The organism is Vogesella lacus (genome assembly GCF_979366295.1).
Window position 1 is genome coordinate 109,975 of the sequence record NZ_CEETQT010000005.1, and the last position, 10,933, is coordinate 120,907.

The window sequence follows — 10,933 nt, forward strand, 5'->3', positions numbered from 1 at the left end:
CGGCAGGCGCACGGCGGCAACGTTGGCCGCAAACTCCAGCCGCGCCGGGCTTTTTCCGGCAGTGATGATCCGGGTCTGATAAACGCCCGGTGCCAGACCTTCGCTTGCCGGGTCAAGCTTGAAGCTGAATTCGCCGGCAGGCTGCTTGCCCAGCGCGATGTTATGGCTCTGGCCGTCCAGCGAGGTCAGCTGCAGCTGCACCTCGTCATTGCCTTCCAGCGTGATGCGGCCGGACACGGCCGAGCCATCCAGTCGCACGCTGTCGGCCTGTACCAGCACCGGTTTGCCGACCTGATCGCCCAGCGCCAGTCCCTGCAATTCGCGCAGCATCAGCGCGTTGTTTTTCATTTCGGACAGCATGGCAATGCTGTTCTGCATCTGGTTCATCTGCACCAGCTGGCTGACGAACTGCGCCGGATCGGTTGGCTCCAGCGGGTTCTGGTTCTTGATCTGCGCCATCAGCAGGGTCATGAACATATCGCCGTCGCTGTCGGCCTGCTGGGCAATCACACCCGGCTCGCTGCTGCTGCCACCTTGTGCGCGGTTTTGCAGTGTTGCGGCATCAATCGCCATCAGCCTTCTCCCAGTTTCAGAATGTCCTGCTGCATGCTCTTGACCCTGGTCATTACCTCGACATTGGTCTGAAAAGCGCGCGAGGCGGCCATCATGTCGGTCATTTCTTCTACGGCATTGACGTTGCCAAAGAAGACATTGCCTTCGGCATCCGCCAGCGGATGCGCAGGATCATGCAGCTTGCGCAGCGGCGCATTGCTTTGCACCACGTCCAGCACCTGCACGCCCATGCCTGCCATTTCGCCGCCACCCATCATCTGGCTGGCAAACACCGGCTTGCGGCCGCGGTAGGCGGTAGCCTCGCTGCCTGAGGCAGAATCGGCATTGGCCAGATTGCTGGCCACGGTATTCAGACGCACGGTTTGCGCATTCATGGCAGAACCGGCTATACGGGAAATATCGCGAAATGACATGTCTTACTGCCCGGCAATGACTTTTGCCAGTCCCTTGTATTTCATATTGAGAAAGGTCAGGCTGGTCTGGAAATCCGCCACGTTCTGCGCAAACTCGGCCTGCTCGACCGCCAGCTCGACGGTGTTACCATCCTGCGAGGGATGATTCGGCACGCGGTATTGCAGATCGCGTCCGGCGGTAGACAGATACAGGTCGCCATCGGCATGACTGGCCGACTCGGCCAGTGCACTGCGAAAATCGATGTCGCGCGCCTGATAACCGGGGGTACTCTCGTTGGCAAGATTGGATGCCAGTACCTTGGTACGCTCGGCACGCAGTTTGAGCGCCTCGGGATGCACCCCTAGCGCTTTGTCAAAACTGAAACCCATTGCTTGGCCCTATCGCGATGACGGTTTTGTTTACCGCAAAACTGATTAATAATCAGGCGGCTATTAATGCGGCAATACTAAATAATCGCCATCCCCACCGTACACGTAATAATTACCAAGACTCGCCAGATGGGAATATTCACATCACCTAACCGCCGGCTGTCACCCTTGCTGCTGACGGGTTTGCTGCTGCCGGCTGCACTGTTTGCGGCCAACCCTGTCGCGCCGGAACAGGCTGCCCGCCTGGCTGCGCTGCAAGCTGCCAAGACCTGGCTGCAAGACCAGGCCAAGGCCGGAGGCTGGCGCCATGCCGAGTTCGCCCTGCAGCTGCTGCCGCTGCGCCATGTGCTGCCTGCCTGCCACAGTCAGCCGCAAGCCCGCGTCAGCCCCGACAGTCAACCGGCGCGGATTTACGTCAATGTGCAATGCGATGGCATCAGCCAGCGCTATCTGCTGCGCGCCGACATCGTGCTGGATTTGCCGGTAGCGGCACGCGACATCCCCGCCGGCCAGCCACTGAGCGAGGCAGATGTGCGCTGGGCAAGCATTACCACCAGCCAGCCGGAACGCTTGCAAAGCGATAGCCATCAGCTGGCAGGGATGAGCAGCCGTCAGCCCATCGCCGCCGGCAAACCTTTCCCGCTACGACTGCTGGAGCGGCCGCAGCTGATCAGCCGCGGCATGAAGGTGGAAATCCGCGCCGAACAGGCCGGCATAGAAGTGAAGATGAACGGCATCGCCCAGCAAGCCGGGCGGCTGGGTGAGTGGATAGAAGTCAGGAATGTGGCCAGCGGCAAGATCATTCGCGCCGAGGTGATGGCAGCCGGCCTCGTCAGGCCACAAATCAGCCGCCAGCAGGCGGAAGGCGAAGAGCAGGCTTTGCCCTCGGCGCAATAGCCGCCGGCGTTGACGCGGGTTTAATCAGCCTGCCGCAAACGCGCCACCAGCTGTTGCAGCTTGCCGGCATAGGCCGGGTCGGTGGCATAGCCGCCACGTGCCAGGGTGTTGGCAAAAGCCACGCTATCGCTACCCACGCCCTGCACCGCACTGAAACGCGGCGAGCGCTGCAATAGCGCGACATAATCACCAAATGCCTCACCATAGCCACCATAGGCGCGGAACGGCTCGATCTGCTTTTGCGCGCGGCCGTCCTGATACTCGGTAGTCATGCTGCTAAGGCTCGCGCCCTGCCAGCGGGCCGTGGCTTTCAGGCCGAAAAGATTGTGGCTATTGCTGCCATCGGCAGTACGCAAGGGATGCAGCCCCCAGCCTGACTCCAGCGCCGCATGGGCGGCAATGATGTCAGGCGACACGCCAAGCGAAGTGCCGGCCTCGCGCGCATAAGGCATGATTTCGGCCAAGAAGGCCTGCTGCTGCTCGTCCAGATGCGAATAATCACCGCTGCTGCCTGCGGCCTGCAGTTGCTGGCGCAAGGCTGCTGCTGCCGGGCTGAGCCGGCTCGCCTCCGGCGGAAAGCCCTCCTCGATCAGGCTGGCAATCTCCTGCCGCGTTTCGCGGAACACGCCGCCAAAGCTGCCGCTACTCGCCGCCGGCGCTATCGGGGCGGCCGGTATCGTCGCCAGGGTTGGCCGCAAGGAAAACTCAGCTCGCCACATAGACATCACTCTCGCCAAACAAAATCCGCTGATACAACTCATGCTGGTTTTGCAGCAGCATGCCATTACGTTCGTTCAATTGCTTGCACACGGCGGCCTGTTGGCAAAGGGCATGCCATGCTGCGGCAAAGCGGCTGGCCAGCGGCTCGGGCAAGCGGCGGAACAGCTCGTTCAAGGACCGGCCGTTCATGTCGGGCTGCAGGCTGCGTGCCAGCTGCTGGCGTTTCTGCTTGCGCCCCTGCAGCACATCAAGCAGGGTATTGATGGCGCCAGCCAGCTGGCCCAGCGTGCCGGCATCCTGCCGCAGAAAGGCGGCAAACTGCTGCTCCAGCAAATCCTGCAAGGTGGTGTAATCCTGACGATCCGCCTGGATATCCAGCATCAGTTCGCGCAGCTGCGCCTGGGACGACATAGGGGTTTAACTCCGGTGGTAATCCGCGATGATATTGGCCAGACGGCCGGCATCGAGGCTGATCTCGCCACGCGCCAGCGCCGCGCGCACTTCGGCCACGCGGCTCAGGTCAACATCAGGCATGGCTTGCAGGCTCTGGCTGGCCTGGGTCAGCACTTCACTGGCCAGCACGGTCGCGGCCGGTGCCGGCTGTGCCGAACGCGCAGGGGTAAGGTTGGCCGCAGTGCTGGCGGCAGCCGGGTGACGACTGGTTTTCTGGCTGGCCGAAGTGTCGGCCGTTTCGCTGCGTAGCGGGGTGATGCGCATGGCTATCTCGTTCAAATCCGGTGGGCTTGTTTATCCTGGGCGACAAGCCACGACAAAAACTTAAACCGTCTGCACATCAAAAGTTTTCCGGCAGCATCTTCAGCACGGTAATGCGGCGGTTTTCCAGCGTGATGTACTTGCCGTACACCAGCTCTTTCAGGATGCGCGCCACCATCTCGCGCGAGGAGCCGATCTGGTCAGCAATTTCCTGCTGGGTCAGCGACTTGTTCAGCTGCATCACCCCGTCGCTTTCCACCATGTATTCATTGAACAGCAAGCGGATACGGCCATAAACATCCAGCAAGGCCAGGCTTTTGAGCGAGCCGGAAATACGACGCACCATGCTGGCCAGACTCATCAGGATGTGGTTGCGCACCGTGTCATTAGGCAAGCCGTCGGCAGTACCGAAAATGGCAATCAGGTCCTTGCGGTTGAATTTCAGCAGCACGGATTCTTCTTCGGCCATCACGCTCCACGCACATGGCCCGCCATCGAGATACGACACTTCGCCCAGAAGATTGCCCGGATGGTTGAACATCAGCACATATTTGCGCCCGGCACTGTCGGCGACATGCGATTGCAGATGTCCGGCCAGCACCAGATAGATGGCAGAAACCGTCTGCCCTTCCTGATGCACAAACTCGCCCTTGCGCACGCGCATGGTCACCGCATGCCGGATGACCTGATCGAGAATTTTGCCTGACTGGCCAGCAAAAAATTCGGTCGCGGCCAACTGCTCTTTGATATTTTCCAGGTCCATCTATTCAAGGCCCTCTTCTGATTGAAACGACTAATCGCATGAGCCCACCCCAGCAAAAGTCAACGCAACAAAACAAGGACCGCATTGTATTTCTTACTAATAACCCCATCAATTAAAAACAGTTAATTAAAAAAGCAGAAAAATAGCCATCAGCGATGCTTGAAAAAACCGCATCGATAAAAAAAACCCGACGCAAAGTCGGGTTTTCAAAGGATAAAGCGACTTGACGCCCCTGAACGCAGTAGCTGAAAACGATGCTCGGCAGTACTGAACAGGGCATTTTCATGTTGCAAAAATGCAACATCATTGAGGTTTGATCAAAATAAGTCTTGCCAATCAAACGACTGATTAAGGGTTAACCACTAAATCCTGACCATGATTTCCATAAATCAAAAACCAAGACTGCTGCAATTCATGGCATTTGATTATCCGCTAGCAGCAAAAATAATCATTGCATGCCAATCACATCCTCTTTCAAGGCTTTCAGCTCATTTCGGGTATCCAGCTGCAACTGATTGCCACGTGTCCGTGCCAATTCCGGCGACCCGAACATCTGGCTGATGGCCTCGGCCTGATCCGATGTCATCACCAACAGCTCGATGCGGCGATTGGCTGCTGCGGTTGGTTGTTCCGGGTCAAACGGTGCACGATCCGCCATGCCGACGACCTGCAGCACATTGCTCATCGGCAAGCCGCCATCCAGCAGGTGCAAACGTGCACTCATCGCACGGTTGGACGACAGGCTCCAGTTCGACAACATGCTGTTGCCAAGGCTGCGGTATTGCACCGAATCGGTATGACCAATCAGCAGGATCTGGTTGTCGATCGATGACAACACCCGTCCCATATCCAGCAACAGCGCCTTGAAACGGCGGTGCATGATGGCACTGCCGCGTTCGAACATGCCTTCCTGCTCGGTATCGTGCAACATGATGCGCAAGCCCTGCGGCGTCACTACCAGATGCAGATTGCTCTCCAGCCCGGCCTGCTTCGACATGGTCGACACCATCTGTGCCAGCAGATTGAGCTGCGGCATGGAGTCCAGTGTCTGCTTGACCTTGCGCCCCTGGCCATCCAGTACCGTCGGAAAACCGCTCTGCTTGACCTGGCTGTCCGCCTTGCCATTGCTGCCCATGCCCGGTACCGGCTCACGCGGGATCATGCTGCCCGGTGGCGAACCATCAAACTCGATACGGTTTTGCGTACCTTCTGCCGTCGGTTTGCCGGCACCATCACGCAGGATTTTTTCCAGGTTCTCCTGTTCACGTGCGGCCAACACCCACAACACCATGAACAGGCACATCAAGGCCAAGACAAAGTCGGCAAAAGCCACCTTCCAGGCCCCGCCATGACCACCGCCGCCACCTTTGCGCGAAACCTTCTTGATGATGGTTTCACCGCCGCCCTGGTTTTTACCGGCGCTCATACCGTGCCTTCCAGCGCATTGATCCAGCCTTCCAGCTGGGCAAAGCTTGGCTTGGTATTCAGTTGCACCAGACGGCGGCCGGCATCCAGTGCCAGCAGCGGCGGCTTGCCGGCCACATGGGTGGTCAGTACCACTTTCACCGATTCGAAGTTGGACAGCTCTTCGTCCACTTCCTGATGCATGAGATTGCTTAATGGGTCGAGCATGCAGTAACAGCCGAAAATACCGATGAAGGTACCGACCATCGCGGCACCGACCTTGGCGCTGATCTCGCCGGCAGTTGCGCCTTCACTGACACTGTTCATCGCCATCACGATACCCAGTACCGCCGCCAGAATGCCGAAGCCCGGCATCGCCTCACCGATCTTGTGCAGCGATTTGGAGGGTTGCGACAGCTCTTCGTAAATCGCTTCGATCTCCTGATCCAGCACGCCTTCCAGCTCGTGCGCACTGATCTTGCCCATCGCCATCAGGCGGAAGTTATCGACGATGAACGCCAGCAGTTTCGGTTCGGCCAGCACCAGCGGATAACGGTTGAACAGCGGGCTCTGGCTCGGTGATTCGACATGTTCGTCCAGCGCCTTCAGGCCCTGGCCAGCGGTAATCAGCAATTCGTACATCAGCAGCAAGAGCTGGCGCTGGAATTCCGCGCCATGTTTTTTGCGCATGAAGATGGCCTTGAGCTGATGCATCATTTCCACCAGCACGTGCTTGGGATTGCCCACCACCATCGCCCCCAGCGCCGCACCGCCAATAATCAGTACCTCGACCGGCTGCCAGATCACCGACAAGGCACCGCCGTGCAACATGAAGCCACCAAACACACAGAAAATGATGATGGCGATACCCAGAAGAAGCTGCATTTGGTTTCCTATCCGCTCGTCAAAGCCTGCAGCCTCACGCCTGCAGGCAGTCTTTCATTTTTTTCAGGGCTGATTTATTGATCTGGCAGACCCGCGCCTCGGTCAGATCCAGCACCAGCGCGATTTCTTTCAGACTCAGCTCGTATTCGTAATACAGCTGGATCACCTGCGCCTCGCGCGCCGGCAATTGCTGCAAGGCTGCGGCCAAGGTCAGCCGCAGCTGCAATTGCGCGTCAGGGCTGCGCTCATCCGGCAGATCGACACCGTTGGCCAGCAGCTCGTCAAAACTGTGCATGGCCTCGGCGTTCTCGGCCTGCAGCAAGCTCTGTACCTCGGCCAGGCTGATGCCCAGCGCCAGCGCTGCCTCCTGCTCTTGCGGCTCGCGCCCGAGCTTGCGCGTCAGTTCGCGCCAGGCATCACGCAGTTTGTGCGCGTCCTGCCGTACGCTGCGCGGCCGCCAATCCAACCGGCGCAATTCGTCGAGGATTGCACCGCGGATACGCAGCATGGCAAAGCCGGCAAACTGTTCGTCCGGCACGCCGTAACGACGCAGCGCCTCCAGCAAGGCCATCAGCCCGATCTGCATCATGTCTTCGCGCTCCATCACGCCGCAGGCCTGTGAAGACAGCTGCCGCACGGCGCGTTTGACCAGGCTGGCATGGCTGTCGATGACAGCCGCCTCATCCAGCAGCGCTTCATCGGCGTCGTAGGCAAGCAGGGCGTGCATGATTTACTCGACGATCAGTTTGCTGACCAGTACATCGGAGAAGGGGCGCGTGAGCTGCTCCTTGCGATAGGTCTCGGTATAGGACTGCATCAACAGCAGCTGGAAATCATCCACCGTCATGCCGGCCGCCTGCTCGCGACTCAGATTCGACAGCGCGCGCACCGCGATGCTTTTCATGAAAGGCAGCTGTTCTTTGGCTTGCGGCAGCAACTCGTCACTGCTGCGGAACACCAGATCTACCGACATATACGCCTGACTATCCGGCGTGGCCGACTTGAGCATCACGATGATTTTTTCTTGCGAGATAAAGCGGCCAGGCGCTTTTTTCTCGACCGGTGCGACAGCTTCGCTGTGCTTGCTGCCAGCTTGTTGCTGCATCCACCAGAAGCCAGCGCCTCCTGCGGCCAACAGCAAGACGATTACCGCCAGCAAAATCGCGACCAGGGTCTTGCTATTCATGCTTGTTCTTTCTCTGCGGCAAAACTGCCGGAACTGCCATCTTCATCCAGCTGCAGCGCACGTCCGGGCTGAGCCTCCTGCTGTGCCTGCTGGCGACTACCCTGCTGCTGTTGCTGGCCGTCGTGCATGCCGTGGCGGATATCAACCTGCACGCTGTGAAACTGGCGCTGGCCCAATTCCTGGCGCAGCACATCTCCGATGCCTTGCAGCTGGCGCACCACTTCGCCGTGACTGGCGGTAAGTTGCACCAGCAGACGGCCGCCTTCTTGCTGCAGGCTGATTTCCACCGCCCCAAAACGTGGTGGATCAAGGCGGATCAAAGCCCGGTCCATGCCGTGGCTGGACTGCACCGCCAGACGCTCGGCCAACAATTGCTGCAGTGCCTGCGGCTTGCCACCTTCGGCCTGTGGCACCAGCGCTACCGCCGCCCACTCGACACGGCTATCGGCCGGCATCTCGCGCAGCGCCGGCACGCCCAGTGCCAGCAAAGAGGACGACAGCGTGCGTATCTCTGCCTTGTTTGGCGCATTGCCATCCAGCAACTCCAGCTCAGTCTTAGCCAGCAAATCAGGTAGCAAATCAATGCCGGGCTGATTCTGCGCTGCAGAGGCGTCGATAACCCCTGTTGCCGAATCCGCACTCGAGAGACCAATGACACTCAGTACGCCGGACTGAACGAGCTGTGTTTTGTCGTTTGCGGCCAACTCGGGTAACAGCAGTAGCGGCACAGCAGCTGCCTGCAGCATCGGCTGCAGCGGATCTGCCGAATCCACCTCTTCACTTTCACTCACTTCATCAGTCTTGGCCTCGATACTGTCACTTGCCTGCGGCAGCTCGCCCTCCAGCAGATTGGCAAACGGGGTCTCGCCGAACGACAGCAAGACATCCGTGTCAGCGGCCTCGCCGTCCTGAGCGGCAACCCGGTCAGGATTGGCCGCAGCTGGCGACTTTCCCGCAGTCAGACTGCTGAGCGCGGCCATCATGCCTCGTCTCCCATCGCGCTGAAGCTGGCATAGGCCGAACGCTGTTCGTGCTGTTGCAGGTATTGCGCCAGCTCCAGCTCGGACTGCTGCATCGCGCGGCCGATCTCGCTCAGCAACTGCTGATACAGCGTGCGCAGGCTGCTGATTTCTGGCGGATTCAACCGGGAAGACTGTTTCAGTACCTGGTCAAGCTCGCCATCCAGCGCCACGATGCCTTGCAGATCGCCGGCATCCAGTGCCTGGCGCACACGACTGCGAAAGTCATTCAGATCAAAGGGCTTCATGTTGTTCCTGTACGCCAAGCCAGCCGCCCTTGAGGGTGGCCAGCAGTTGCACCACCTCATCCAGCGCCGCCACGTCCAGCTCGATGCTGGCGTGATACAGGCGATAGGTGCAGTAGTCATACAAACGAGCGAGGTTGAGCACCACTTCGCTGCCGCTATCCATATCCAGAGCGCTCGACAGACCGTTCAGGATGTTGATGCACTTGCCTATGCTCTCGCCCTTCTGCTCGAAACGCTGCTGTTCGATATGGCCGCGCGCACGCGCCAGTTCTTCCTCCAGCCCGTCAAACAGCACCAGTACCAGCTGTACCGGCGAGGCGCTGGCCGTTTGTGATTCCAGATTGACAGCGTGATAGCTGCGATACGCGTCGTAATCCACGATGTTCCTTATATGCCTTGCTGGGCAAAGTAGTTATTCAGGCTGTCGAGCGTGCCGCTCATCTTGGTCTGCATCTGCTGCAGCTGGGTGAACTGCATCAGATAACGTTTGTAGACCTGTTCGTATTCGCCATCGATGCGCTGCTGGCGCTTGTCGAGGTCGGCCTGCATGCGCTCGGACGACTGGCGACGCATCGCCAGCGTGCCGCTGCCGGTTTTCAGCCACTGATCCATGCTGCCGCGCAGGGTCTTGATCAGGCCGTCGCCATTGCTGTCGCTGAAAAAGCTGTCGAGCGCCGTCGGCTTGTCCTGCAACAGCTTGTCGAGCTTGCTGCGGTCCAGGCTCAGCACACCGTCGCGGCTGGCGCTGACGCCCATCTCGGCGAGGCGCACATTGCCAAAAGTCTGGCGCACGGTGTTGTTGAGCTGCTCGCGCAGGCCGCGAATGCTGGCATCGCTGGCAAAAATGCCGGCCGCGCTCTTTTCGCCGCCGCTGCTGGTCAGGCCGGACAGTGTTTTTTGCAGGCTGTTGTAGGCATCGACAAAGCTCTGCACGTTGGCCGCGGTGTCATTGCCATTGCGCGACACCGTCAGCTGCAGCGCGGCATCGCCGGTTTTCATCGCGCTTTGCAGATTGAGGGTCACACCCTGAATGGCGGTAAAGGTGTTGGACGACTGCTGCATGCGCACACCAGTGTCCTTGCCGCCCAGCCACACCACCGCGTCTTCGGCGGCGGCTAGGGTTTGCGGTGCGGTCAAGGCGGTTTGCAGGCCGGCAGACAAGGCCGAGGTGTCCAGCGTCAGCGCGCCATTGGCGCCCGACACACCGGACGACAGCAGCAGGCGGCTCTCGCCATTGGTGGTCACCACCATGGCGCTGACCTTGCCGCTGGTATGCTGGTTGATGCTGCGCGCCATCTCGGTGACCGACAGCGCGGCATCGCCATCACTGTCGGCGGCGCTCAGATCGATGCTGAACTGGCTGCCATCCTGCTGGCTGATCTTCAGGGTGCCGGCACCGGCAGCCGTTTGCGGCGTGATATTGCCGAAGGCGAGCTGGTGATTGCTGGCCAGTTTTTCGACAAACAGCGCATAGCTGCCAGCCTGAGCACTGGCCGACGTGGTGGCGGTCGCAACCCCTTCACGGCTCAGCACAGCACTCGAGGCCAGCATGCTCTTCTTTCCGCCCAGCGTAGTCAGCGTGCTGCGGAAATCCTGTAATGCCTTCTGCAACTGTGACAGGCCGTCAGTACGCGCCTTCTGCGCCTTGTTCTGGGCCGCCAGCTGCACATTGCTGGTATTGGTGTAAGCCTGAGCCAGCTGGGTAGCGATCTGCGATGGATTAATTTCCATGGTATTGCCCC

General features: G+C 59.5%; 15 protein-coding genes and 1 pseudogene. 1 reads left to right on the forward strand and 15 read right to left on the reverse strand.

Going from position 1 to position 10,933, the window contains the following annotated elements:
• Window positions 1–354: 354 nt before the first annotated feature.
• The 3 genes and pseudogenes from ACZ9W6_RS08015 to flgB form a co-directional block, all read right to left on the reverse strand.
• A pseudogene (locus ACZ9W6_RS08015) lies at window positions 355–573 on the reverse strand (flagellar hook capping FlgD N-terminal domain-containing protein); the annotation flags it as partial.
• Window positions 573–986 carry a flagellar basal body rod protein FlgC gene (gene flgC, locus ACZ9W6_RS08020; protein ID WP_465190575.1) on the reverse strand — a complete coding sequence of 138 codons (414 nt, stop codon included), beginning with the start codon at window positions 984–986 and terminating at the stop codon, window positions 573–575. The gene flgC and the pseudogene ACZ9W6_RS08015, both read right to left, overlap by 1 nt.
• 3 nt (window positions 987–989) lie before the next feature.
• Window positions 990–1,355, reverse strand: a complete 366-nt coding sequence (flgB, locus tag ACZ9W6_RS08025) for a flagellar basal body rod protein FlgB (RefSeq protein ID WP_465190576.1) — start codon at window positions 1,353–1,355, stop codon at window positions 990–992.
• Between the two features lie 129 nt (window positions 1,356–1,484).
• Between flgB and flgA the strand changes: the two genes are divergently transcribed.
• Window positions 1,485–2,252 carry a flagellar basal body P-ring formation chaperone FlgA gene (flgA, locus tag ACZ9W6_RS08030; RefSeq protein ID WP_465190577.1) on the forward strand — a complete coding sequence of 256 codons (768 nt, stop codon included), beginning with the start codon at window positions 1,485–1,487 and terminating at the stop codon, window positions 2,250–2,252.
• Window positions 2,253–2,272: 20 nt separating this feature from the next.
• On the opposite strand, the gene ACZ9W6_RS08035 is transcribed toward flgA, so the two are convergent.
• The 12 genes from ACZ9W6_RS08035 to fliD form a co-directional block, all read right to left on the reverse strand.
• Window positions 2,273–2,977, reverse strand: coding sequence for a glucosaminidase domain-containing protein (locus ACZ9W6_RS08035; RefSeq protein ID WP_465190578.1), 705 nt, complete (start codon window positions 2,975–2,977; stop codon window positions 2,273–2,275).
• A complete protein-coding gene (flgN, locus tag ACZ9W6_RS08040; protein WP_465190579.1) occupies window positions 2,958–3,383 on the reverse strand; it encodes a flagellar export chaperone FlgN in 426 nt (141 codons plus the stop codon). Before flgN ends, ACZ9W6_RS08035 begins: the two co-directional genes overlap by 20 nt.
• Before the next feature lie 6 nt (window positions 3,384–3,389).
• Entirely contained in the window at window positions 3,390–3,689 is a 300-nt protein-coding gene (flgM, locus tag ACZ9W6_RS08045) for a flagellar biosynthesis anti-sigma factor FlgM (RefSeq protein WP_465190580.1), read from the reverse strand.
• A 76-nt stretch (window positions 3,690–3,765) separates the two neighbouring features.
• A complete protein-coding gene (locus ACZ9W6_RS08050; protein WP_465190581.1) occupies window positions 3,766–4,449 on the reverse strand; it encodes a Crp/Fnr family transcriptional regulator in 684 nt (227 codons plus the stop codon).
• A gap of 448 nt (window positions 4,450–4,897) precedes the next feature.
• A complete protein-coding gene (locus tag ACZ9W6_RS08055) occupies window positions 4,898–5,875 on the reverse strand; it encodes a flagellar motor protein MotB (protein WP_465190582.1) in 978 nt (325 codons plus the stop codon).
• A complete protein-coding gene (motA, locus tag ACZ9W6_RS08060; protein WP_465190583.1) occupies window positions 5,872–6,738 on the reverse strand; it encodes a flagellar motor stator protein MotA in 867 nt (288 codons plus the stop codon). The genes ACZ9W6_RS08055 and motA overlap by 4 nt, the downstream gene beginning before the upstream one ends.
• A gap of 34 nt (window positions 6,739–6,772) precedes the next feature.
• The gene (locus tag ACZ9W6_RS08065) at window positions 6,773–7,465 is read right to left on the reverse strand and encodes a FliA/WhiG family RNA polymerase sigma factor (protein WP_465190584.1); all 693 of its coding nucleotides are present in this window, start codon (window positions 7,463–7,465) and stop codon (window positions 6,773–6,775) included.
• A 3-nt stretch (window positions 7,466–7,468) separates the two neighbouring features.
• A complete protein-coding gene (locus ACZ9W6_RS08070; RefSeq protein WP_465190585.1) occupies window positions 7,469–7,924 on the reverse strand; it encodes a flagellar basal body-associated FliL family protein in 456 nt (151 codons plus the stop codon).
• Window positions 7,921–8,907 (reverse strand): flagellar hook-length control protein FliK, encoded by a 987-nt coding sequence (locus ACZ9W6_RS08075; RefSeq protein ID WP_465190586.1) that lies wholly within the window; start codon window positions 8,905–8,907, stop codon window positions 7,921–7,923. Before ACZ9W6_RS08075 ends, ACZ9W6_RS08070 begins: the two co-directional genes overlap by 4 nt.
• Window positions 8,904–9,191 (reverse strand): hypothetical protein, encoded by a 288-nt coding sequence (locus tag ACZ9W6_RS08080; RefSeq protein ID WP_465190587.1) that lies wholly within the window; start codon window positions 9,189–9,191, stop codon window positions 8,904–8,906. The genes ACZ9W6_RS08075 and ACZ9W6_RS08080 overlap by 4 nt, the downstream gene beginning before the upstream one ends.
• On the reverse strand, window positions 9,178–9,570 hold the full coding sequence (gene fliS / locus ACZ9W6_RS08085) for a flagellar export chaperone FliS (protein ID WP_465190588.1): 393 nt from the start codon (window positions 9,568–9,570) through the stop codon (window positions 9,178–9,180). The genes ACZ9W6_RS08080 and fliS overlap by 14 nt, the downstream gene beginning before the upstream one ends.
• 8 nt (window positions 9,571–9,578) lie before the next feature.
• Entirely contained in the window at window positions 9,579–10,922 is a 1,344-nt protein-coding gene (fliD, locus tag ACZ9W6_RS08090) for a flagellar filament capping protein FliD (RefSeq protein WP_465190589.1), read from the reverse strand.
• Window positions 10,923–10,933 lie beyond the last annotated feature (11 nt).